The 24374-nt window shown below is 45.6% G+C and carries 21 protein-coding genes; 11 read left to right on the plus strand and 10 right to left on the minus strand.

The genetic code is table 11. The annotated features are described in order from the left end of the window. Positions 1 to 2: 2 nt before the first annotated feature. Positions 3 to 1049: an aspartate-semialdehyde dehydrogenase gene (gene asd / locus LEP1GSC050_RS04550; RefSeq protein WP_010568388.1), complete on the minus strand. Its 1047-nt coding sequence runs from the start codon at positions 1047 to 1049 to the stop codon at positions 3 to 5. Positions 1050 to 1122: 73 nt separating this feature from the next. After that, positions 1123 to 2688 (minus strand): hypothetical protein, encoded by a 1566-nt coding sequence (locus LEP1GSC050_RS04555; protein ID WP_040911116.1) that lies wholly within the window; start codon positions 2686 to 2688, stop codon positions 1123 to 1125. 153 nt (positions 2689 to 2841) lie between these two features. Here LEP1GSC050_RS04555 and LEP1GSC050_RS04560 point away from each other — a divergent pair, with 153 nt between their 5' ends. Then, on the plus strand, positions 2842 to 4275 hold the full coding sequence (locus LEP1GSC050_RS04560; RefSeq protein WP_232225652.1) for a hypothetical protein: 1434 nt from the start codon (positions 2842 to 2844) through the stop codon (positions 4273 to 4275). Here LEP1GSC050_RS04560 and LEP1GSC050_RS04565 read toward each other — a convergent pair. From LEP1GSC050_RS04565 to LEP1GSC050_RS04590, 6 genes are all read right to left on the minus strand, one after another. Further along, entirely contained in the window at positions 4260 to 5702 is a 1443-nt protein-coding gene (locus LEP1GSC050_RS04565; protein ID WP_010568385.1) for an MBOAT family O-acyltransferase, read from the minus strand. The genes LEP1GSC050_RS04560 and LEP1GSC050_RS04565 overlap by 16 nt on opposite strands. A gap of 149 nt (positions 5703 to 5851) precedes the next feature. After that, the gene (locus LEP1GSC050_RS04570; protein WP_039935323.1) at positions 5852 to 6067 is read right to left on the minus strand and encodes a hypothetical protein; all 216 of its coding nucleotides are present in this window, start codon (positions 6065 to 6067) and stop codon (positions 5852 to 5854) included. Between the two features lie 796 nt (positions 6068 to 6863). Then, positions 6864 to 7235 carry a phosphatidylinositol phospholipase gene (locus tag LEP1GSC050_RS04575; RefSeq protein WP_040911120.1) on the minus strand — a complete coding sequence of 124 codons (372 nt, stop codon included), beginning with the start codon at positions 7233 to 7235 and terminating at the stop codon, positions 6864 to 6866. 75 nt (positions 7236 to 7310) lie between these two features. Further along, positions 7311 to 8342, minus strand: a complete 1032-nt coding sequence (locus LEP1GSC050_RS04580; protein WP_156895935.1) for a hypothetical protein — start codon at positions 8340 to 8342, stop codon at positions 7311 to 7313. A 47-nt stretch (positions 8343 to 8389) separates the two neighbouring features. Then, entirely contained in the window at positions 8390 to 9421 is a 1032-nt protein-coding gene (locus tag LEP1GSC050_RS04585; protein ID WP_010568380.1) for a hypothetical protein, read from the minus strand. Between the two features lie 4 nt (positions 9422 to 9425). Beyond that, positions 9426 to 10835, minus strand: coding sequence for a helix-turn-helix domain-containing protein (locus tag LEP1GSC050_RS04590; protein WP_232225653.1), 1410 nt, complete (start codon positions 10833 to 10835; stop codon positions 9426 to 9428). A 275-nt stretch (positions 10836 to 11110) separates the two neighbouring features. Here LEP1GSC050_RS04590 and LEP1GSC050_RS04600 point away from each other — a divergent pair, with 275 nt between their 5' ends. From LEP1GSC050_RS04600 to metF, 5 genes are all read left to right on the plus strand, one after another. After that, positions 11111 to 11863, plus strand: a complete 753-nt coding sequence (locus LEP1GSC050_RS04600; RefSeq protein WP_010568377.1) for a ParA family protein — start codon at positions 11111 to 11113, stop codon at positions 11861 to 11863. Continuing rightward, entirely contained in the window at positions 11847 to 12692 is an 846-nt protein-coding gene (locus LEP1GSC050_RS04605) for a ParB/RepB/Spo0J family partition protein (protein ID WP_010568376.1), read from the plus strand. Before LEP1GSC050_RS04600 ends, LEP1GSC050_RS04605 begins: the two co-directional genes overlap by 17 nt. A gap of 391 nt (positions 12693 to 13083) precedes the next feature. Further along, the gene (locus tag LEP1GSC050_RS04610; protein WP_010568375.1) at positions 13084 to 13986 is read left to right on the plus strand and encodes a helix-turn-helix domain-containing protein; all 903 of its coding nucleotides are present in this window, start codon (positions 13084 to 13086) and stop codon (positions 13984 to 13986) included. A gap of 124 nt (positions 13987 to 14110) precedes the next feature. After that, positions 14111 to 16618, plus strand: a complete 2508-nt coding sequence (locus LEP1GSC050_RS04615) for a discoidin domain-containing protein (RefSeq protein ID WP_010568374.1) — start codon at positions 14111 to 14113, stop codon at positions 16616 to 16618. A gap of 33 nt (positions 16619 to 16651) precedes the next feature. Further along, entirely contained in the window at positions 16652 to 17533 is an 882-nt protein-coding gene (gene metF / locus LEP1GSC050_RS04620) for a methylenetetrahydrofolate reductase [NAD(P)H] (RefSeq protein WP_010568373.1), read from the plus strand. A gap of 18 nt (positions 17534 to 17551) precedes the next feature. On the opposite strand, the gene LEP1GSC050_RS04625 is transcribed toward metF, so the two are convergent. Further along, positions 17552 to 18379 carry a 1,4-dihydroxy-6-naphthoate synthase gene (locus LEP1GSC050_RS04625; protein WP_040911124.1) on the minus strand — a complete coding sequence of 276 codons (828 nt, stop codon included), beginning with the start codon at positions 18377 to 18379 and terminating at the stop codon, positions 17552 to 17554. Positions 18380 to 18478: 99 nt separating this feature from the next. Between LEP1GSC050_RS04625 and LEP1GSC050_RS04630 the strand changes: the two genes are divergently transcribed. Beyond that, the gene (locus tag LEP1GSC050_RS04630) at positions 18479 to 19369 is read left to right on the plus strand and encodes an HAD hydrolase family protein (protein WP_010568371.1); all 891 of its coding nucleotides are present in this window, start codon (positions 18479 to 18481) and stop codon (positions 19367 to 19369) included. Here the strand turns inward: LEP1GSC050_RS04630 and LEP1GSC050_RS21285 are convergent. Beyond that, entirely contained in the window at positions 19346 to 19684 is a 339-nt protein-coding gene (locus tag LEP1GSC050_RS21285; RefSeq protein ID WP_010568370.1) for a hypothetical protein, read from the minus strand. The genes LEP1GSC050_RS04630 and LEP1GSC050_RS21285 overlap by 24 nt on opposite strands. Between LEP1GSC050_RS21285 and LEP1GSC050_RS04640 the strand changes: the two genes are divergently transcribed. Genes LEP1GSC050_RS04640 through hemL form a run of 4 tightly spaced genes read left to right on the plus strand, consistent with a single transcriptional unit; the run spans position 19674 to position 24371 of the window. Next, positions 19674 to 20561, plus strand: coding sequence for a glutamyl-tRNA reductase (locus LEP1GSC050_RS04640; protein ID WP_040911037.1), 888 nt, complete (start codon positions 19674 to 19676; stop codon positions 20559 to 20561). The genes LEP1GSC050_RS21285 and LEP1GSC050_RS04640 overlap by 11 nt on opposite strands. Continuing rightward, positions 20546 to 22111 carry a hydroxymethylbilane synthase gene (locus tag LEP1GSC050_RS04645; RefSeq protein ID WP_010568368.1) on the plus strand — a complete coding sequence of 522 codons (1566 nt, stop codon included), beginning with the start codon at positions 20546 to 20548 and terminating at the stop codon, positions 22109 to 22111. The genes LEP1GSC050_RS04640 and LEP1GSC050_RS04645 overlap by 16 nt, the downstream gene beginning before the upstream one ends. A 14-nt stretch (positions 22112 to 22125) precedes the next feature. Further along, positions 22126 to 23073: a porphobilinogen synthase gene (gene hemB / locus LEP1GSC050_RS04650; protein WP_040911126.1), complete on the plus strand. Its 948-nt coding sequence runs from the start codon at positions 22126 to 22128 to the stop codon at positions 23071 to 23073. Then, positions 23070 to 24371, plus strand: a complete 1302-nt coding sequence (gene hemL, locus LEP1GSC050_RS04655; protein WP_010568366.1) for a glutamate-1-semialdehyde 2,1-aminomutase — start codon at positions 23070 to 23072, stop codon at positions 24369 to 24371. The genes hemB and hemL overlap by 4 nt, the downstream gene beginning before the upstream one ends. Positions 24372 to 24374: the final 3 nt, after the last annotated feature.

Below are 24374 nucleotides of genomic sequence, written 5' to 3' on the forward strand. Positions count from 1 at the left end.
TCTTACAGTAGGTTTTTCTTGTACATAAGTTCCGCGTTCAAAAGAGCAGCGCCGGCTGCTCCTCTAATGGTATTATGACTCAAGACCACATATTTCCAATCGAAGAGAGGGTCCGGACGCAAACGACCTATGACGGTCGACATACTTTTTCCGGTATCCAAATCCAACCTTGGCTGCGGCCTATCTTCTTCTTCTCTATAAACGATGGGAGAAGACGGGGCTAACGGTAGGCCGAGTTCCTGAGGTTCTCCTTTAAAGGAAGACCAGGCAGTGCGTATCTCTTGCTCCGTTGCTTTTTTTTTCAATTTCACGGAAACACAAACCGTATGTCCGTCAAACACTGGCACGCGATTACAATGTGCGGAAATGGGGAAATCAGCATTGATAATCCTGCCGTTTTCGACTTTCCCTAGGCACTTCAGCGGTTCGATCTCCGCCTTTTCCTCTTCTCCACCGATAAATGGGACGACATTTCCGAGTATATCCATACTCGGAACTCCCGGATATCCGGCTCCGGAGACGGCTTGCATCGAAAAAAGCATAACCGCTTCTATTCCAAAAAGATCGAAAAGAGGCTTTAAAGAGATCGTAACTCCCATGATAGTGCAATTAGAATTTGTAATGATCTTACCCGATGTTTCTTGAGCGGGAAGAACAGAGAGGTGCGCCGCGTTTACTTCCGCAGAAAGCAACGGAACGTTTTCCACCATCCTATGATTCTTAGAATTGGAAATGATATGCACGCCGGCATTGGCATACGCGGTTTCGACTTCTCCCGCAATGCTAGCATCCAAACCGGAAAAGGCTAGCTTGGCTCCCGGTGTTTTCGAAGGCTCCGGCGTTGTAACGATTATGTCCCTAGCATACGCGGGGATATCCGACGATATCTTCCATCGCTTCTTCATTACAGTACCGTATGTTTTGCCCGCACTATTCTCGGACGCACATAGATGAGTAACTTGGAAATAGGGATGGTTCTCCAAAAGTTGGATGAACCTCTGTCCGACAGAGCCGGTGGCTCCTAGTACAGCTACGTTTACTTTGCTCATATCCTTCCGTCGTTAGACCTCTACTTTAGCCAGGTCCCTTATTTATCTATTTTTTTTCCCAACCCAACCGCTGTCATTCGACAAATTTAATGATCTCCCTGGCATAAACCGGATTCATCTTTTTCATCGCGGGATAAGTAAAGTGGTGATAGTCGCTGAAATCGATCGGCTCGAGTCGGTCTTTAAAATCCGAAAATATAACTCCTCTCCCGGAAATGCTTTGAAGATATTCCAAATGAATTTGATACCATCTAGAATTCCGATACCAATCTAGACTGATCGGATTTTCGGGATTATTGATTAAAAGAACTGGGATGCTCGAGGCTCTCATGGAATCTAAAAATTCGGACATATACCGAAAATGCATAGCTGGCCGGAAGGATTCTCCTGCGACTTTCTTTTTTGCTTCCGCTAGTGCGATCAAATATCCTATCCCCGGTCTGTGTTCCGGCTCGGCCAACAGTCGGAAATAAAAATACTTTCTGTATTCCGACTCGTTCATCCCGACGTAACGCAAATCTTCGCTCCGTTCCTCTCGAGTGTATTGCATTCCCGAGCGAGGAAGCTCATCTCCGAAAGTCTGTTGAAGGCGAACTCCCAGTCGGTCGTAAACCCAGTCCTTGTTTTCGGGCTCCGCATAATAAGGAATCCAAGTTATAGAAAGTTTTGCCGTAATTACAGGCAGGTCATTCTCCAAAAATTTCTTATCCAACAAAATCCTCTTCCATCCGGGACTGTCGAAGTCGAAATTCTGTGATTCCCCCCTCGCATTGTTAAGCGACACATGCAAATTTCCGTCCCGGAGAATTTCTCGAACGACTTGGATATAGAATCCTTTTTTGGCCATATATTCCTTCGGAGCAAAGGAGAAAGATTGGCCCGTCCAGCCGAGGGAAGAGATTCTTTCCGGGATTTGGGCCCCGTTATAACCGTGGTAGCTGGTATTTCGACCGAAACGATGATCGAAAAGGGATCGGATATTTTTCCAATAAATGTCCTTGTATCGATAAAAGTCGAAAATCGCCGCCATCATAAATTCGGCTGTTTTTTCCGGACCAAGTATTTTCCAGAAAGTAAACGCGGATTCGGCGGGGAAAATATAACGGGATTGAGGAGCTTCTCCGTAGTTCAAGGCATCCAGAATCAAGCGATCTTCCGGAAAAGAATCGTTCCTCCCGGATACCGGATCCAGGACATAGGTTCTATGTAGCCTCCAATCGATAAAATTGATCGGATATACGACCAGATCCGGATTCAGATCTATAATTTTTTTCCTAAGGAGATACGCATCCAAAGGAGTCATCCCGGCGTAGGAAAGAAACTCGGACTCTACCTCTTTGCCGGTAAGCCTGAGGATTTCCTCGTTCAACATAGCCCGATCTAAGGAATAATGCGCGATACTTGAACCCACCAAAAGAATTCTGAATTTTGTCTTAGGTTTCGATTTAATCTGAAAGTATTCGTAGAGAAAATTATAGAAATGGTTCGTGCTCCAAGCGGACTCATTAGGGATAGCCCAAAGAGCGTGTCGAAATAAAAGGGAATCCAAGCCAAAAATGAGGAGCAGCCCCCCGATTAGGATTCCAAGACGAGAAGAGGATGATTTTCGGAAACTTGAGACGACTCGGGAAAAAAACATTTCGCTGGCTATTTCTCTCCTAAGCTCATAGCAAAGTGCGGATTGTCCAGAATTAGTTTCCTTTTTCTTCTTTACGTTTCTTCGCATTAAGACCAAGGTTCCCGAGTGTATTGGATATTCGTTTCTGGATTTTTATTTGTCGGTAGCTTAAGTTTGACACTGGCGAGATTTCCTGTCGAGATATACTGGAATCCGGACGTCCTTTACATTCCCACTCTCCTTACGGATATATTACGCTACGGTGGTTCTCTTCGAGGTTGGTCCTTAGCGTCCTCTCCGTATATATTTCCCGACCTACCGCTTGTATTTATTTTAAGCTTATTTACCAAACAACCTTTCTGGGCTCTGGTGTCGTTTTCAGTTCTTCAGGCCTCGTTTTTTGTATGGGCGCTTGGAAGATTTTTACGAACGTTGGAGCCCCAGGTTCCAGCAAGGTATAGTTACTCGTTCTCACTTCTCACAGCTTCGTTTCTTCTGTTAGTTTCGGAAAAGTTTCCGATCCTGTATTTATTCTTACTTCCCGCAATGCATACGAGCGCATTTCTGGCGACTCTTTGGGCCTGGCCTTACTTATACAATGAAAAGACTCCGCGCTTCTTTTTCTTCCCGGTTCTCTGCTTGCTTGTCATGTCCGATCGCATCCTACTTTTAGAGTTATATCTTACAGCGGCTCTAGCCTGGACTCGAAGATACGGAAGATGGGGAACGATTTTCCCCCAGCTCTCTCTGCGTTTCTTTTTTTCAGGCGTGATAGGGTTCGGACTTCATACGTTTCTAAGAACATTCCTATCCATGGAAGCCTCCAACAAAATATCCGTAATCGAATCATTCCGAAGAATCTCGGAAGACCTAATCGGATGGTTATCCAAGGGTGATCTGCCCGGCATTTTCTTCATTTTGGCCCTAATTGCGGGTATTTGGGCGCTGTTTAGGGGCAAAGAGCGCGGATTTAGCTTCGGTTTCGTGGCGTATTTGCAACTGATTTTGCTCGGAATCGCGCCTATGGCGGGGCTATATATCGACGAATATAGCCTACGTTACTGTGCTCCAGCTTTCTATTTGGCCCCAGCTCTATTCGGAACATTGATCCTTTCAAGAGATTTGGGTAAGAGAAAGAATTCCAGAAATTTCGCAATGTTGGGAATGATCCTAGGATTGAGCTCTCTCGCATTATTTGGCCCCTTGATTCCGGAAGGAAGCTGGGGATTTCAAGGAATTCCAAAACCGCCGGAAGCAAAATGCGTGGACAGCCTCTCTTCAACGGAGAGCTTCGTTTTAGTTTTGACGGATGGTAAAAAAGCTAAGAGGATCCTAGTCTATTCGGAAAAGAACGTAAGGGCGCTTTCGGTAGATTTTAGTACGCTGGAAGGCTCTCATTCACTTTCCAATCGGGAATGGTATATTTTTCCACCCGAGGGCCCTTTTGCGGTTCTAACAGAAGGATTGGGAGAAGCAAGAATCCGTTCTTTTTACGGAGAACCCTCGAAAATTTTGGAATGCCCTAACACAAAAAAGCACGTTTTGCTCTACGAAGATACTGCAAAAATTCGGACACTCCTACAGAGACCCTTTCAAAAAACGAAATAAAGAAATGGCTGAGACTCGGCCGACAGTAAGACCGCTAAGAGGAACCCCAAACTCGCAATAATGGCAAAGGCCCATCCAGGGAGGTTCTCAACCCAACGACGAAAAACTCCTGATGCTTCATCCCTTTGGCCGATCCAGGTTGAGACGAAAAAGAGCAAAACGCAAAGAAAAAATATCCTTAGGGCTGGGTCTCCCGGATTGATTCCGCCGGAACCGAAAAATAATTTCGCGAATACGATCTCGGATTTTTCCCAACTAGGAGATCGAAAAAAGACCCAAACCAATACGATCGCCAGAACGACGAATATTCGGTAGGCATATGAGAAGATCCTAGGGATCTCGAGCCCGGCTCCTTTCGTCTTAAAAAAATAGCCAAACCCCCTTTCTATCGCGAGTAAAGCCCCGTGAATCCCGCCCCATACGACGAAATTCCAACTAGCCCCATGCCAAAGACCGCCCAATAGCATGGTTATAAATAAATTCACGTACGTCCGAAGCTCTCCTTTCCGGTTTCCTCCCAAAGAAATGTAGAGATAGTTTTTCAGCCAAGAAGACAAAGAGATATGCCACCGTTTCCAAAAATCGGAAAAGCTTGAAGCTAGGTAAGGCATTCTAAAATTTTCAGTAAGATGAAACCCTAATAGCAATGCCGAACCCAAGGCAATATCCGTATAACCGCTAAAGTCAAAATAAATTTGGAGAGCATATGCAAATATTCCTATCCAAGCATAGAATTGAGATACGATAGCAGGAGATTGGAACAGTGTGTCCGGCAGAATTGAAATATTATCGGCTAGAACTGCCTTTTTCCAAGATCCAACAAGTAGCAGTACGATACCTTCTCGAAACGCTAAATTTTCCCAGGCCACCCATTGTTTCAGCTGGGGAAGAAATTCACGCGCAGGAACAATGGGTCCTGCAACCAGCTGCGGAAAAAAAGAAAGAAAAAGCGCATATCTCCAAAAACTTGGCTCGGGCTGTATTTCCTTACGGTAAACATCAATCGTATAGCTAAGAGATTGAAACGTGTAAAAGGAAATGCCGACAGGTAAGACAACCTTTAAAGACGGGATAGCAGAGTCCAATCCAAGTGCCGATAAAAGGGCATTTCCATTCTCCACAAAAAAGCCGAAATACTTAAAGAAACCTAGGACGGTTAAATTTCCAGTAAGTGAGAGAAGCAAAAGAAGCCTTCTTTTTCCCAAAGAAGACCCGCCCATGGCCTTACCGACGGAATAATCCAAAATCGTAGTCGCGAATATTAAACTCCCAAACTTCGGACTCCAGGAAAAATAGAATAAATAGCTGCCGACTAGAAGGAAAGGAAATGGAATCCATTCCGGAAAAAAACGAAATCGAGGAAGGAGCCATCTCAATAAAAAGAGAAAAACAAAGAAAAGAGTATAAAGCGAAGTGGTAAAATTCATTCCAAAAATTTACGATTATTTTTAAGCATAAATATAAAATTCAATATAAGATAAATTTTAATCAAATTTACTGAGCCATAAAGATTATTTTTAAGTATTTTATCAAATAAAGATTAATTTAAATCTATTAAAAATGATTATTTTTAATCTTATATTGTCCATTTGCATTTTACGCCACAGTTGGGGCAAATTGCGATGATTTCGGCCTTCACTCTCTTTCCTTTCGGCGTTTCAATCTTACCAATTGCGACAAACTCGAAGTCCACTCCCTCGGGAACATAATGACCGGTTCCGTATTTCGCGGAACCCTCGATTAAATTTGAGCAGGCATGGCATTTTACTCTTAATTTAATTACCTCGGCCATAGGGATCATAGTGAAGCGTGATGCCGCATAGGCAAGCAGAAAGCATAGGCCCAGAGCGACATTCCTTCATGCTAAGGAAATATTCCTACACATGACAATACTGCAGAATTTGAATAGTTATTTGGTCGAACTGAGTTCCCCATCGAAAAAACGCCTCAAGGCAAAATAGGCCAAAAGCGATCTTGCGTTATTTACTATCTGTGAATGGACACTACCGCCCATTCACAGGCGGGGCATTGCATCTTTCATAGAATTGCCGGCATCCGAGAAAGAGAACTGAAAAATCTTCTACAGGCTATATTGGGCAACTTGCAAAGGACGATTGATTCCTAACCTTTCGCCAGATACCTCCTTTTTGCCCTATTACGCCACGCTGCGTATTTCCAAATAAAGCCCTGTGTGCGGCAGCAGAAAATAGCGCAATGGGCAGATAGAATCCAAAAAATGCTGATTTTTAATCTTTTCTACCCCAAAGAAAGGCCCTCAAATCTCCGTATAACTGCTCAAATCGAGGCGTTCACATATTTACTTCATCCTTAAAAGCTTTCTCTTCGGGAAGCTCTGGCAAATATTCGGAGAAAGATGAAATAAAATTCGAATGGCAGAAGGCGCTTGGTATTGCTTAAAAATAGTCAGTTATGTAAACGCCCGTCGCATGGCCGCCATTGCCCTATTACAGGCATGATATGTCAATATTTGAACGTAACAGCCGGATATTCGGCAGTTAGTGATGATGGTTGCCGCTTTTCTGCAGCGAAAAATCACCCTGTGCTACATACAGGGCAATTTTCGATTTTTAGGCTCGTTTGCGTTTCGGTGGGCTTTTTTTCGCCGCTTCCTGCGGCTTAACTGACGGAGATTTTTTTAGGCTCTTGGAGTCGAGGTTGCCGGCGTCAAACGTGACATCTAGACCTCGCTTTTTATTTCGTTTAACCATATAAACGAAGTGTCGGACGTATTGGGCATAAGGTTCCGGCACTGATTTTGGATCGAATTCCAGAGGATTTTCCAAAAGAGAACGAACAACCGCCTGGTTCAGATCTTCCTTGCTCGTAGCCATAAGGGTTTCAAGCCTACGCAGAATTTCGTTATCATTCACTTCCATAATAAGTTTTTTCATCGCATTAAGAAGCTTCTGAAAGGAAGTCCGCTTTATTTTGGCAGCCATATTATGGCTTAGAATTTCAAAGGAGTCGGAAATCACAAGAATTTCTAGAATTTTCGGGAGAGATATGGAGAGCGCTTAAGCTATACTATGATTACCGGAACTTCCCGAATTTAAACGATCTCCTATCTTGGAGAAAATGCCCATCCGCTTATTTTCGGAGGATAGCAAACCTACGGACGAAGGTAAGACAAGAGAGCAGAATCCATAGCGACTATTTCCATGCTGTCCGATCACACCCGCGGTCACAATCGGAGACCCCGCTTGCTGCGCCCGAGGGAGAATCAAGCCCTCTGGCGACGATAGACGGCTTCCGATAGATATTGCCCCATTCCGGCCGGCCCCTATCGCAGCCACTCTAGCAAATGCATTCTTCTCGAGGTTAAACCATTGACGCCGGGCAGTTGAGGTCACCCCGCCCTCGGGAGAATGCACAGTAGAAGTAGATCTAGTTTCCCAATACAAATCTGCATAGGAAAGCTCGGAGCCTTGAGGAACGGTAATGGATGCAGGGCATATGATAGAACTTCCCTTACTAGTAGCGAGCGGTTGATTCAGAGTAAGAATCGTTGTTTTTTTCCTTTTTTTACGGGAGGAACCGCTATCCGCTAAAGAATCAAAACTATCATTATCGTAAATAAAATGCTCCGAGCAGAAGCGTCTTTCTAACTCCGAATTTTCGAATGCAAACTGCTGCGAAACCTCACAGCCATTTTTCTTATTAAAAGCGGAGTTAATAATTTCAGCTTGGGAGGATTCAAGCCTTTGTTGTCCGGATTTCGATGCGAAAATTTTCTTATTCTGCACTCTTTTCGAATTCAATAAATCGATTAGGCCGGGAAAGTCCGCTTCACGCTCGGCATCCGAGTAAGATATCTGCTCGGCAAGAACCGAGTCCACTTCCGCCTGATGAATATTAGAGGAATCTAAAATACCTTCTTGAGATAAGTCCAAGTTCGCAGAAACGAGAGACTCATCTCCGTTGGCCATAAAATTTTCGGTCTGAGCGAAAGCGGTCGAGCTCACAGTCAAAAGAGCTGTGATAAGCAAGAACTGTGCCAGATTTTTATTCTTGTCCCCGAAAATCATAGGTTTATAAGTGAGAATCACCCCTTTTTGCTAAAAAAGGAAGCATTTTTTCCCCTTTTTTAGGAATTTTAAGCCATTTTTCGGAAGAGCCGCTTTGTCCTGAGTTTCCACTCCCAGAGAATGATTTCTTTCTCCTTGGTATCGGCCTCCGACTGTTCCTTCTCTAAAAGCGCATAGACCATGCTTGCTATTTCTTTCGAAAAGCCTTTATCGAGTTCAACTTCGAATTCCATCTCTTTCATCTCGAGAATAAGTCCGGCTAAGCGAAACCCTTCGTCGAGATTCTGCAGTTTGACTTTCCAACTTACGAGTTCTTCTTTTTTTTCATCGTTTCGGATCATCACTTCCAAAAACGTTCTTATAAAGACCACTTCTTCGGGACGGAGAGAAAAATCGAGCAGGAGCTGTTTTACTTTCTCTAACTCTACTTTTCTGAGATGAACCCGAGCCAAAAAGACCGGGTTCATGGAATGCATATTTAAGTTTCCTTTTTCGAGAAGGTCCGTAGCCCGAACTTTATTAAAATCAACGATACTGGACTCTTCCCGAAGGCTCCTTTCCAGCTCCTCTTTGCCCGGCATAACTCCGCCCGGTGCCTCAAGCTTTTGAGCGACTTTCCTTTTAATAATCAACATGTTGAGGGAAGGAAATCTGATTTTCAGGGTCACCAGATCCTGGCGTGGGAACTCCTCATCCAAAACCAAATGGTGTAATTCCACGCCCTCTTCTTTGGCTCTCAGAAATTCTTCCACTTCCTTATAGTGAAAGATAATTACGGGAAGGATATCGCACTCACTTCCGCTATTTAAAAAAATAGTTCGAACTTCGTTGCCGGAGCTAGTATGTTGGTAAGGGATTACCAGTTTTCCCTGCCGAACATTTACAAAACTGAGCTCCCCTAAGCGGAAGTGTGAGAGATCGAATTCTTCCCCCAAAAAAGCCACGCGAGGAACAGGCACAACTATGGATTGATTTTTGGCGCCCTTTGGAATCTCGGGGCCTTTCGTAGTAAAGACTACATAGGTCATTTTTGCCAACCTGACCTTTACGAGAAACCCTGCTGGAGTTTTTCTCTCTTCGTATAAGGAATCTAATTCCAAAATTCTATCCTAATCCCAAATTCTTTAATTTATATTGGAGCGAACCTCTTGATATTCCAAGCGCCTTGGACATGCGAATCTGGTTCCCCCCAAAAAGTTTGTAGGCCAAAAGTATTTTTTGACGTTCCAATGCTTCGACGGCTTTCCGAAGATCCAGATCGTCCGCTTCCGGCATCGAAACCCCCTGGGGTCGCTCCGATTGGATTGCGAATTCTCGGATTTCTCTGCCCGAGGAATGCAATACTCCTTCCTCTATAGAATTCCTAAGGTCTTCTAAATTACGATCTAATTCCGAAGTCGCCAGCGATCGACCCGCTTCTTCTGAAAGACTTAAATCAAGCCTTCCCTGGGCTTCCCTGACATCTTCGAAGATAAGCGAAACTGCATTCCGCCTATCTACCGTTGACCAGGTCTTCCATGCAGGAATCTCGAGAGAATTAGACTCCAATAAAGCTCGAAAGAAAACGAGCTCCTCGGCAGGCGAACTCTCGGAATTTTCTAAGAAAATTAATCTTGGACGGCGACTTCTTTCACTCGTTGCGTATTCATATAAAAGCTTCTGCTGCAGAGCAGAATATTCTTGAATCCTTTCAAAAACGAGGGTCCCGCCTTGAGCCATAGCACCCCATTCTTCCAGTGATTTTTCAAGCTTGCCCCCGTGCTCAGGAAGCACACCGATCACTAATAATCCACGGCCGGCAGACTCCCTTCGATGCACCCATTTAGCCAAAGTTTTTTTGCCGGATCCTTTTGGGCCTCGAATTTTAAGAATACCCAATTTCCGATATAATTCCCAGACCGCGTCTCCGCTGTTACTTAAACGGAAAAGAATCTGTCCGAGCCGATCTTTTCGATCTTCGGAGCCGGCCTCGCCCTTTGAGGCTATAGGGATACTTGGCGCATCTTCCAAAATCGAAGATAGCTTCTGGCAAAACAAAGCCAAGAATAGCGATTGCCATTCGGACGGAGGATTCTCCAATTCTAAAAGCAAGAACCCCTGAACTTTCCCCTGAACCAGAATACTGCCCAAAAGTCCACCGGACGAATCGGGCAAAAAGAATTCGGCTGTCGCCGATTTTGAGAGATAGAATGGAGAACCGGATTCCAATTTTTTCCGTGTCTCGGAACCTTTGGCCAAAAAAGAATAGAAGAACCCCTCTTCAGAATATCCCCAGGAGGCCACCTCCTCTAGGGCGTCCTGCTCGCCCTCGGCCGGAAGTGTCGCCAAACCTGCGGCGCTCCCTAAAATCTTGAGCAGAAATGGAAAGGCCAAAGGGAGGAGGAGGCGGAGATCCGCAGTAGTGGGTTTTCCGTAAAATATCTCCTGTATGGCCGGTTCCATGAAGGGAGATTGTTTAAAATTAAGCATGGCGTCAACCATGTACCGTCGTTTTTCTGCTAAGATGTCGGACATCCGACATTATATTTTCTTCGAGTGCGCTTTCTCTAAAAAACGATGCTAAATTTCTTTTTTTTGGAGAATGAGTTGAACCCGCCCGGCCTTTAGGTTGAATGGAACTCGAAGGCAATTGATTTTTTAAGCCGCCATCAGTGTGATCGACAAACAGCAATCGCACTCACTAAGATTTCACTTTTTTCCTTATAACCTCCATTTAAAAGAAAGAGTGGCTACCTCTTAGTAAAGGATTGGATGTCGGACATCCGACAATTGAAATACAAGGGACCAGAATGATCGTAGTATCTATCGCAAATCAAAAGGGAGGGGAAGGCAAAACGACCACCTCTTTGAATCTCGCATGGGGCCTCGCGCGCCGTGGTAAAAAAACTCTTATCATAGACATCGATCCTCAGGCAAACTCCACTGGAATTTTTTTGAATCCCGACAGTCTTGAAAAATCCATGCATAATATCTTTCAAGCGAAGGCAAAAGTAAGGGACGTTATGGTTCCTACACATGTGGAAAATCTCAGCATCGCGCCGTCTAGACTCGCACTCGCAGAGGCGGAGACCGTCGCAGCCATCGTAGATGCCCCATATATTCTTCGAGACGCTTTAGCCGATCTTGAAAAGGATTTGGATTTTTGTATTATCGACTGCCCTCCGAGCCTTTCCATTTTCACAATTAACGCACTAGTCGCTTCCAACTATGTGATCATTCCCTTGCAGGCGGAAAAGTTTTCTGTAGATGGAATTCTCGGATTACAACAGACAATCAATAGTATAAAAAAAAGGATTAATCCGGGTCTAGAAATCCTGGGAGCATTAGTAACTCAGCTAAAACCTCAAACCCTGTTGACCAAAACGATTGTTCCTGTTCTTACAAAATATTTTAGAATTTTTGAAAACAGTATTTCTGACGGCGTAGCCGTGGGCGAATCCCACTTGGCCAAAAAATCGGTCTTCGAATACAATAAGGCAAGTCGACAAGCGCAGGAATATGAAGGTTTTGTAGAGGAGTTCCTGAATGAGCTCAAAAAGTAAACGCCTTGGGTCGCTAGCGGATGTCTTTCAAGCGGAAAAGCTAGAAGGCACAATTCGAAAAATAAGGTTAGATAAGATTCGGCCTTCGGAAAGCCAGCCTAGACAGGAACGAAAAAAGGGAGTGGAAGAACTCGCCCAAAGCCTTCAAAAAGACGGTCTACTTCAACCGATCTTAGTCACAAAACAATCCAATGATGAATACTATACTATCATTGCAGGCGAAAGAAGATTTCATGCTGCAACTCTCCTGAACTGGGCCGAGGTTGAATGTAAAATTTTAGACCGGGATGCAAAAGAAACCTTCCGGTTAGCAATTATAGAAAACCTTCAAAGAGAAAACCTATCTCCTTATGAGGAAATAGAAGCCATGAGCCACTTAAAATTGACCTTCTCTTATACCGATCTGGAGCTCGGAAATTTGTTCGGAAAAAGCAGGAGCTATATGACTGAACTTTTAGGAATTTCCGGATTAAATAAAGAAGAATTAAAAATTTGTAAAGATTCCGGAATTGAAACTAAAAACTTACTCATCCAAGCCGCTAGTGCCTCCAAAAAAGGGACATTTCAGGATTTTATCCAAAGATTCAATTCGGGTGAACTCAAAACCGTAAAAGATGCAAAGTCTTTTAACAGATCGGAAGATACCCTCTTCCCTACGTTAGCGAAGCCTCATGATTCAACCACCGCCCAGGAATATTCCCTTCATCCTTATAAGCTAGGAAAAAAAGGAAATTCGATTCTATTATCTTCCGATGACGAAGAATTTCTCCAGGAAATGTATAAATTTCTGCGAAAAGAAATCCCTAAAAAATTCGGAAAATCTTCTTAAAAATTCCGCCTTACTCTTCGAATCTATTTCTCTTATCCCTTATTGTTAAGCGAAGTCATTGCAGTACAAACATGTACTAAGCAAAAGATTTTTTAAAGAAGTAAAATGAATCTAGTCAATGAGATTGACAGAGAAAAAAACGGAAATACTATGTGACATAATATTCTAAACGGAAATGTAGTACTTTTTTCCCATCCCGGTGGAGAAAGGCACTAGCATGTCCTATGTCCGGATATAAAAAAACTCCCCTGGAGATTTCCAGGGGCCGGACCTTCCCGAAGGAATGTTGTTGGATGAGACATAAGTAACCTTATGTCAGATAATGTCAACTACCTTCGGACTTTTTGCTTAAAATTAATTTTTTGCTTCCGGGAGCAAAAGGATCCGAGCTATGGGCGAGCATTATCCATATATTAAATTCCTATCAGATATCATTGAATCTGGGGTTTGGGCTCGCCTTTCTGCAGCTGGGAAGACTCTATACTTGGTATTGCTTAAATTTAGCGACCAGAATTTTAAACCGGTTTGGCCTAGTAATGAAATCCTATTAAGGCTCACAGGCCTAAAAACGAAGAAATCCATTAACGAGGGCAAGAGAGACCTGGTAAAAGCAGGCCTCCTCCAATTTGTACCAGGCACCGGGCATAAGAACACTATGTATTATTTCTGTTTCAATTACCCCGGTTCTAAAATTCCACCCCAGGGGGTTATTTTTGGAAACCCCAGAGGGACCGGAATGGGGACCCCAGGGGTTCAGGATGGCATCCCCGAGGGGGTTCGAGAGATACCCCCAAACAATATTAATATAACCATCCATAATACCCAAAACCAAAAACCAGATCCGCGCAAGGAGGCGCAGAAATTGTCTTTGGACTTCCTCTCGAAGGAATATGGGCCTGGTATTCTTGCAGAGGCAATGGAGATCGCTAAGACCCAGAACCAAGAAGGAAATTTGTACTATATTCGAGGGATTTGCCGAAATCTTTCAAACGATGGTAAACAGCCGAATTTTGAGCACCGCTCCGGAATGCCTTCGCAAAGCCGGAACTCCTCGCCCGGTTACGAAGCTTCATGGCAGGGATTTTTAGATTGGTGTAAGGATTTACTCTCCCCTTCTAGCGTTGCGGCATTGCAAAATATTCGAGTCGAACCGGACGGTCGAACTTTGTTGATTGTCGACCCGGTGCCAGTTGCCTTGAGAACAATCGTTACAAAGTACTTCACAGACACAATCCACCCATCGATACTGGTTATATTTTCCGCGAAGCAAGAGGAGAATCGTACAAAAGTATGAAACCGAATGTATTGCGGCTTTTTCAGATGTTTCTTTTTGAAAAAAACAACCCGGGATTGATTGCCGACGATTTGACATCTCGCATTCAATTTTTCGGTAATAACAAAGGATCAATCCAAACTTTATGAATCAAGACTCCATCCGGATCAGTCATCCCCAACCTGTAAAAATTCGCGAGGTTCGAACCAAAGGGACGTTCGATCTAAAAGAAGGAAAACTCCGTGGGTATTCTGAGAGTTTAGATTCTCCCGGAATCGGAGTCATTACGTTAGCCTTGGGAGAAGGGTCCAGTTTTAATCAAATTCGAGTTCATTCCTCCGAATCAAAAGCGGCCTATTTCCCCGATACGTTCCGATTTGAAATTTCGTTAGATGGGAAAGTTTGGGAGCCTATTTTGCAAGAGGCCGGATTTCGACGTTCCAATAAGAAGATCGGGCATTGGAACTTCTCTCTGGTGCGCGCTAACTTTCTAAAATTAGTCAGTAAGGTTTCCGAGAAAGAAGGTTCGAAATGGACAGTGGCAATCGCAGATCTGGAGGTCGGAATTTCCGGCATCGTTAAAGTGGACGTAAGTTCGGAGAGAGATCGGTTTTGGGTTAAGGAAAACTTAATCGATCAACGTGCGGATTACGGCTGGTCTTCCCAGGTATCGCCTCAGCCTAAAGAGGAATTTTTTCTAGTGGATTTAGGATCCATTAGTAGGGTTAACGAGCTGCGATTGCTTTCCCCCAAAGAGGCCCCGTCTTTTTTTCCAGAAACGTTTACTGTTTACTATAGCGAAGATGATCTGACCTGGAATCAGCTTTTAGAGGAAAATCAGTTTCTTTCCGAACTCGGAGTTTGGTATCAATGGAGATTTTTACCGGCAAATATTCGATTTTTAAAATTCGTGTCTCGGCCGCAAAAAAAGACGAATCAAGAGTCCTATGTGACTCGCGTTGTGGAAGTCGAGCTTTACGCAGCTCCTTATTTGAGCGACTTAACGCATAAGCCTACGGCCGAACCTCTTCCTTATGCTACGGTTCTTCGCGCGGGTTTGGTCCGGCTTGCAGTCGACGGCGAAACTTCCGAAGGTGCCGCAGTTCAGGCAAATGATCGCCGCTTGCGAGATTCTTCGACCGAATATAAAGGGATCGTAGAGTTGGCGTCCGACGGTGAGGATAAGGAAGGTGTTGCAGTTCAGGGTAGCGATCGTCGTTTGAAGCATGCAAGTGAGACCACATTCGGTCTTGTCAGGTTAGCGATGAACGGCGAGAACCGAGCGGATCGAGTCGTTCAAGGAAACGATGAGCGGCTGAGATCGGCGACTACTCAGGCGCAAGGAATCGTGGAACTTGCGGAGAACGGAGAGACAAAAGAAGGAGTTGCAGTCCAGGGGAACGACGATCGTCTCAAGCATGCTAACTTTAATAGATTCGGTTTAGTTCAATTGGCTCTTCCCGGAGAAGCGATTCCAGGGAAGGTGGTAACTTCGGATGACCCTCGATTGAGAGCTTCAACAACGGAGACGCCTGGAATTCTCAGATTTGCTTCCAGTGGGGAAGATGTTGCAGAAGCCGCAGTTCAGGGAAATGATAAACGCCTAAAATCGGCCACCACTCAAACTTTTGGAATCGTGCAACTTGGGCGATCCGGCGAATCGAAGGAAGGGGTAGTCGTTCAAGGAAACGATGAACGATTGAGAAATGCGAGTACGGAATATCCCGGAATTATCGCATTGGCCCCTAAGGGCAAATCGGTTCCGAATCACGCGGTATCAGCGGACGATCCTCGGTTGTCCGACGCAAGAACTCCGAAACCTCACAGTCATGAGTATGCTCCTTTGGAACACGACTTTAGTTCGCATAGCGGATTCTTGAGAGTAAAGGGAACGGTCGAGGCGCCATATTTGAATATCTCTCCTCCTCCCGAAAATAACGGGCTTATCTACGCAAGAAATGAGGCCGAGAAAGGTTCCGGTATCGTAGGATCGGGACGGCATGTTGGAGTTCTTGCATACGGAGAAAAATTCGGGGCTCGCGGGGATAGTTCTTCGGGCGACCGGGAATCGGCGGGTATTTTAGGGCTTGCAAAGCGAGGGTTCGGAGGCTGGTTTCATTCTCGTTCCGGATACGCAGTGTATGCGAGCGGGAAGGGAATTCCACAGTTAAATGAAACCGGATCCGGCAAGGCACTACTCGCGGAAGGCGAAGCCGATTTTATCGGGACTATTTACGTGCAGACAGGAAAAGGCACCGATTGCATTGCCCGCTTTTTTCCGGTCCAGTCCGGTGATGTGATTGCGGAAGGAGATTGGTTGGTGATGGGAGAAGAAGGAAAGCTTCATAAATCTAAAAATCCCAGCGCCACTAATGTGGTCGGAGTTGCCGTAAAATCGGCAGCGATTGTGTTGGGGGAAAAGCCGCATGTCGAGGGCCAATGGTTAGTGGCGATCTCGGGAGTGGTTCTTGCAAACGTAGAGGCCCAGTCCCACCCTATCCTGCCCGGCGATCTGCTTTCTGTGGGTCTGACGGGAGGACACGCAGTTCGAGTCACTTCCGAAAATCTAAAGCCCGGCGCCTTGGTTGCCAAGGCCTTAGGCGCGCAAAGAAATGGCCGGGGCATAGTTCCGGTCTTATTAAGCTGCGGTTGATACAACCCTCCGAAATTTCGGAGAAAGGGAAATATGAAAAAAATTCTAGAAATATATACTAATGCCAAGGAGCCTGTGTACTCCTTCGAGTTCTTCCCTCCCAAGACAATCGAAGGAGAAGCTAAATTATACGAAACCGTTAAGGAACTCTCGCGAGTCAATCCGGGGTATATTACGGTTACGTACGGAGCAGGAGGATCCACTCGGGACAAAACGATACGGTTGACCTCCGACCTGGCCCAAAAGTTCAATCTGGCCGCCGCCGCGCATTTTACCTGCGTCGGAGGAAATAAAGAAGAAATACATAATATTCTAAAGGAAATCGCATCCTCCGGGATCCGCAATTTAATGGCACTCCGGGGAGATCCTCCAAAGGGGGAAGGCGTTTTTAAAAAAGTCGAAGGCGGTTTCGAGCACGCGAGCGAGCTGATTTCGTTTATTAAATCGGAGGGTTTCGATTTTTGTATGGGCGGGGCATGCTATCCGGAAAAGCACCCGCAGGCAAGCGATCTGGAGACGGACGTCGACAATCTGAAGAAAAAAGTCGATGCAGGAGCGGAGTATTTGGTTTCTCAGCTCTTCTTTAAAAACGAGATTTTCGAATCCTTTTTAAATCTAGTTAGAAAGAAGGGAATTCGAGTGCCGGTTGTTCCCGGGATCATGCCTATCACGTCGTTCTCGCAAATCGAAAGATTTAGAAGCATGGCTGCCTGCGAATTCCCGGATAAGCTTTTGACCGACCTGGAAGAAGTGCAAAATCGTCCCGAGGAATTTTACCGTAGAAGTTTGAACTTTAGCGTGGAACAGTGTAGAGAACTGATCGAAATGGGATCTCCCGGAATTCATTTGTACACCCTGAACCAATCCCACGCTAGCTACGATATTGTGAGGGAACTTAGGGGAGAAGGGAAATAATTTAGTATTTCTCTTCCACTATGTGAAAAGTTCGGCTTCTCGCCCGGACGGCACAAGGCCGGTGCGTAGAGCTTCCTTATAAAGTGTGGAAATCGCTCTTCGACCTTCGTCTCCTAGACTTTGGGAAAACTCATTAACATAGAGGCCGATATGAGCATCTACGACTTCTTTGCTCGTGTCTTGAGAGTGGCGGAAAATATAATCGTATGTATCTTCTCGATTTTCGTACGCAAGCGATAAGCTTTCTTTAATTGAGAAATCCAAATCCTCTTTTAGGCTTTTTTCCAAATCTCTTCGGATTGCGATGCAGCCTAACGGAATCGGCGCCCCGCTCATTTCTTCCCACCATTCTCCTAAATCTCGAACTTTTTCCAGGCCGCGTTTTTCGTATGTGAATCTTTCTTCATGGATGACGACTCCAAAATCCGCTTTTCCCGACAATACTTGATTCAGAATCAAGTCATAGCGGATCGGGACCGCCTCGTAATCGCCTTCCAAATACAAATGAGTCAAAAGGTTTGCCGTAGTCCAGGCGCCCGGAACGAGAATTTTTTTTCCCTTAGGATTCGAGGCGAGATTCCCCTTCCTTTTTACGATTAGTGGTCCGCAATTTCTCCCGAGCGCCGAACCGGAGTCAAGTAAGGAATACCGGTCCGCAACTTGAAAGAACGCCGCAAATGAAAGTTTCGAGGAGTGGAATTTTCCTTCTTTTGCAAACCGGTTCAGTTGCTCCACGTCATGCAATTCTTCCTGGATGGAAAACGGGGCCTTTGTCTTGCCTGCGATTAAATGATAGAAAATGAAAGTATCGTTCGGGCAGGGAGAATACGCGAGGCTAAGTTTCATACTCCCAGCCAAATACTTTCCGCTTCTTTGAAAACGAAAAAAGGAAGAAAGCACGCCTTCCGGTTCGAAAATAGGAAAACTTCGTAAAGAGGGGCTTTTTTGGAATCTAGTTTAGCGCGCTTTCCCGACGGAAAGAAGCTCGAGGGAATACATACGATTGCGATGGATTTGGACGGGACTCTCCTGAATTCTCGCGGATGCATCTCTAGTTTGAACCATTATGTGTTGAACGCAGCCCTTTCTCAGGGAATTCGCTTAATCATTGCAACCGGGAGAAGGTTCTCCTCCACCCTCCCCTTTGCCCTGGAATTTAGCGGAGACTTATTCGTTGTTTCTAATAACGGTCAAGTTTTGCGGGCCAGCCCGACCGGGGTTAGGGTTGCCGAAACATATCTTTCCCCGAATGCGGTGGCTGCCGTTTTGGATTCGGGAAAAAAATCCGGGTTCGATCCGATTTTGCATGTGGATCATTATGAAGAAGGCGTCGATATCCTGGCAGAGTCGCCGATTACGGACCCTAAATTTCATAATTACTCCGGCGGAGATTTAAAACGAAGTCGTGTGGTGAAAAATTGTTTGGATTACGGTAGCGATAGAATTCTGGTAGCCTGCTTTTTATCCCAGCAAAAGGAGCACTTGGTCGAATTGGAAAGTAATTTGCTTTCTTTGCCGGAATCTGTTCAATTCAGAACTGTAATCACCAGAATCCATGGAGTTGCGTACTGTTTGGAAGTTTTAGAAAAGAACGTTTCTAAATGGTCCGCAATAGACACTTTTTTACGAGCCAACCAGTTGGACTCCGCCGGAGTTGTCGCGTTTGGTGACGAAAAAAACGATTGGGAAATGATTTCGCATGCCGGATTCGGTTTTGCGATGAAGAACGCGATTTCCTATCTAAGAGATCACGCTCCGTACATTACGCGGTATAGCAACGACGAAGACGCGATCGCAATGACTCTCTTGGAGTTAGGCGCGCTTCGCTTTCCTTAAAGAGGATTCTTTTTTTACTGGTACGACTCTGCAGGATGCGCAGGCGTCCTCGTAGCATCCATAACGAATTTCTTCCGAAGCGGATTTTCCAAAAAGGCTTTTGAGTGAAGAGACAAACGGAAAAAGGAGATAAATTGCGGTCGCTCCTACGATTGCATAAACGATATAATCTTGAATGCGAGTGTCCCAGGTCATACAACCATTTTGAAAATGGTTCTCAGTTGCGGCAACTCGAATATTTTCCAAATCCGCTGACAGTATTTTGACAAAACAAAGCGGAAACTCTGTATGATATTTGGTAAAGATGTGGTCCACACTGAAGGTTTTCCATTCCGAAGCTAGCCATAGAGACGGGTTTGCCGTGTCTGATTCATTTCAATGGAAGACTTGTATGAGAACTGTGTGGGTTACCGATTCCAGAATTCATCCCGAGTTTTTGGATCTTCCCGATACATGGGAAGTAAAATCGGGGTATGAAGCTTACGGCCTCTTATTAGAAATTATTTCCGGCCTTCGTTCTAAATTATTCGGAGAGACCGAGGTGCTGGCCCAGTTTAGGCAACGCTTTCAAGAACTTCCTGCTTCGGCGTTCGGAGAATATATCGCTCGTTTGCGAGATAATTTAATCGAAGATTGTAGATCATTGCGTTCAGGATATTTGCAGAATTTGGGAGAGCAATCCTACGGTGGGTTGGCTCAAAAATATTTAGCAAGTTCCGCACGCCCGGTAAGTGAAGTGGCCCTTTTAGGTACAGGACAGCTCGCCGAAAAAATGCTACCTTGGTTGAAGGGAGTGGATCGCACAGTTCGTATCGTTGGTCGCAATCTAGAACGTTTGGAATTCTTAGGAAATTCTTCCGGCGCCTCGACGTCGTTTTGGGAAGACTGGTCCCCTAAAGGGGAAGCTTGGATTGTCGCTGCTCCCGTAAATTTAGAGCCTTGGATGAATAAACTATCTCCGGGAGATTTGGTTTTGGATTTTAGGGAGGAGGCTTTGGAATCTCACTTACCCGAAGGCGTAAAATATATTTCCTTTGCCGATATGATGTCCTCTTTAAAGGAAACCGAAGAACGTACTCGTAAAGTTCGCGAAGAATTGGATTCTGTTTTAGCGAGACTTTTGGAAGAAAGAGAGTTAGAAGCGCATCAATTCGTATTCGGTTGGGAAGACCTGCCTTGTCCTTCGTTCTAAGAATCGGCTCTAGAAAAAGTTCTCTCGCAAAACTCCAGTCTTGTCTCGTACGCGATGCCTTACTAAGAGCGCATCCGAACCTCAACGTCGAACTATTTTTTAAAGAGGCCAGCGGAGACCAAGATTTGGTAACGCCACTCTGGAAGATGCCGACTCGCGGGGTATTCACTCAAGATTTAACGAAAGAATTAACGGACAGAAATGTAGATCTAGTCATTCACTCTTATAAGGATTTGGACTTGGAAGGTCATGCCGGAACGGAGACGGTGATGGTTCTTCCGCGAGCGGACCAACGGGATGTTCTCCTTTGGAAACGTTCAGCATTCGACAATCCCCCGAATGAAATCAAAATTCATTCTTCTAGTCCGCGAAGGGAATATAATCTTTCCGCTTTTTTACCGCTCGCTCTTCCTCGTCGTCATCAAGGAAAGCCGATTTATTTTCACCCTGTACGCGGTAATGTGCAAACAAGAGTTAGGAAATGGTTGGAAGATGATTCTATTTCCGGCATAGTCGTGGCGAAAGCGGCTCTGGACCGTCTCTTGTCTCGGGAATTTTCCTTTGCGGAGCAGCCCGAATATTCCGAAGTTCGGGATCACTTACGCTCCGTTTTGAACGAGCAATTGTTCATGGTTCTTCCTTTATCAAAAAATCCGAATGCACCGGCCCAAGGCGCGTTGGCTGCGGAATTTCGAGCGGGTGACGACTGCGTTCGAGAGATTCTCTCTCCGTTGCGGAGCCTATCGGAAGAAAGGAATGTCGCCGATGAACGTAGGCTGCTCTCTTTATTCGGCGGAGGTTGCCATCAAAAAATAGGAGTCGCCGTCCATTCCGGAGAGTCGGGAACCGTGCTGTTTCTGCGGGGAAAAACGGATTCAGGCGAGGAATTGGATTCCGCTATTCGTTGGAAAGGCGATGATTTCCCTCGTCCGATTTCCGATTCGCATGTTTTCCCTACAAAACTACAGACTTCAGGTAGAGCCCGACTTCCCCTCCCCTCTTCTCCGCCGACGGGCAGATTTTGGTTTGTGGCAAGAGCGGATGCATTCCCGGAGTCTTGGCCCAATCCCGAGCCCGATACGATTTTGGTTGTGGCTGGCACTAAAACTTGGGAGAAGTTAGCGTCCCGCGATCTATGGGTGCACGCGTCTACGGACGGATTAGGCGAAGGTGATGCGAAAAATCTCGGGACCCTATTGGGAGAAATTCCGAACTTCGTTAAACTGACCCACGAAGAAAGCGGCATCGTCGAGGGAACTTGGGATCGTTTGCCCACATATAAAGTCGAATGGGAAACTCAATTGCGGGACTTATCAAGGTACTCCCATTTTTTTTGGATGAGCGCAACTCAGTTTGATCGTGCATACAGGAAGGACCCGTCGATCGCACAGAAAATACACGCGACCGGGTCAGGCGCGACGTATTCATATATTAGAAATATCTTAGGAACGATCGGAAAGGTATACGCATTTCCGAATTATGAGTCTTGGGTTAATGCTTGTAAGGGAGAGATCCCGGACTTTCTGAAAAAGGAAATAGGACATTTATGAGAGAATCTTACGGAATGGAACTCCGAAGAAATCGGATTTCGCCAGCGATTAGGAATTTGACTTCTTCTGAATCCTTGAATGCAAAAAAAATGATTCAACCCTTATTCGTCGCGGAATCGCTAAAGGATCGGGAAAGCATGTCTTCCCTGCCCGGAGTTTTCCGGGATACGAAGGAGACCGTTTTAAAACAAATAGAGTCCGATTCGAAAGCAGGTGTAGAGCATTTCTTACTTTTTTTAGTTCCGGGCAATAAGTCGAACGATTCCATTCCGACGAAATTTTACGAAGAAGTCATAGGGGGAATTAAGCGGAACTTTCCGGAGACTTTTCTTTGGATCGATACTTGTCTTTGTTCGTTAACTACCCACGGGCATTGCGGATTATTGGATGCCAAGGGAAGAATCGATAACGCCAAATCGGTTCGTCGCCTTTCGGAGATCGCTCTTTGTTATGCGAATTCCGGAGCGGACGGAATTTCCCCCTCGGATATGATGGATGGTCGAGTCGCAAGCCATCGCAAAATTTTGGACGAGCACGGTTTCGAAACCTTACCGGTCATGAGTTACTCGACCAAATTTAAGAGTAATTTTTACGGTCCGTTTCGAGAGGCCGCGGAATCCGCACCGGGTCATGGGGACCGTTCTTCCTACCAAATCGATGTGCGTAATAAGGAGGATTCTCTCCTGTCCTCGTTGAGAGACGCTAAAGAAGGAGCGGATTTGCTTATGGTAAAACCGGGTCTGACCGCAATTGATTTAATTCAACCGATACGCAACGCAACCGGGTTGCCTGTAGGGGCATACCAGGTAAGTGGTGAATATGCGTCATTATCCCTTCTGGCGGAAAACGGGTTTTGCAAATTCGAAGATGTTCTGAAGGAGACCTGGCAAGTGTTCGGTCGGGCCGGGGCTTCGTATTTGATTACGTACGCCGCAAGACGCGGAAAGGAGATCTTTTCTTGAAATCATACGGTAGTTCCTCGGAACTTTTTGATCGTGCTAAAAAGGTCGCTCCGGGGGGAGTTCATTCTCCTGTAAGGTCCTTCCGATCCGTGGGCGGAACGCCGGTATTTTTTCAAGCCGCAAAAGGCGCCTCATTAACGGATGTGGCAGGAAAGCAATACATCGATTATTGTTTAAGCTTCGGCCCTTTGCTTTTGGGTCATCGGGATCCTGAAGTGGAAGAAGTCGTCCTGGAGACCGCCTCGCTCGCATGGAGTTTTGGCGCTGCCGAGCCTTATTCATTGGAACTTGCCGAATGGATCGTCGCGCGAATCCCTTGGGTGGAGAAAATCCGTTTTGTGAATAGCGGCACTGAGGCCGTCATGAGCGCATTGCGAGTGGCCCGTGCCGCGACCGGTCGAAATAAAATATTGAAGTTTGACGGGTGTTATCACGGGCATTTAGACGCCCTTTTGGTAAAAGCCGGCTCCGGTTTGGCCGGGGAGTCATCTTCGGATAGCGCCGGGATCGGTTCGGAACTTATACGAAACACGTTAGTCCTTCCTTTGGACGACGAGAAAGCTGTGGAGAATCTATTCGAGACGGAAGGGAAGAATATTGCCGCTCTTGTGATAGAGCCTTTGCCCGCAAATTACGGATTATTGATACAGCGAAAGGAATTCCTGCAAAAAATCGCGGAAGTCGCTCGAAAATACGGAACTTTGATTTTGTTCGACGAAGTAATCAGCGGATTTCGCGTCGGTCTTACCGGGATGAGCGGCGAATTGGGAATTCGCCCGGATTTAGTGACTTATGGCAAAATCATCGGCGGAGGGTTCCCGGTCGGCGCTTACGCGGGACGCGCAGAACTTATGGATTTAGTCGCTCCTCAGGGGCCCGTTTATCAAGCCGGTACATTAAGCGCGAGTCCATTCGGCATGAGAGCCGGATTGTCGACCCTTATAAAATGCGAACGGGAAAACGTGTATTCGATCTTAGAAGAAAGAACAAGGCAATTATCCGAGGGGCTACTTTCAATTTTTAGAAAGTACGATCCTGGAACTGACTGGGCGGCAGAAACTCACGCATCCTTATTTTGGTTCCATAAAAAGACGTCCTCCTCCGTTCGAACCGTCGATGCGATCCCTGCGGGCCATAAGGAATCTTTTGCGAAAGTATTTCACTTATTATTGGAGAATGGAATCTATCTGGCTCCTTCCGGTTACGAAGTTGGGTTTACGAGCTTTGCACACACTACGGAAGTAATCGCGAAAACCTTGGAGTTGGCCGAAGAAGCCTTCAGAAAGAATCGATCGTAAACC

Source organism: Leptospira broomii serovar Hurstbridge str. 5399 (genome assembly GCF_000243715.2).
GTDB classification, from domain to species: domain Bacteria; phylum Spirochaetota; class Leptospiria; order Leptospirales; family Leptospiraceae; genus Leptospira_B; species Leptospira_B broomii.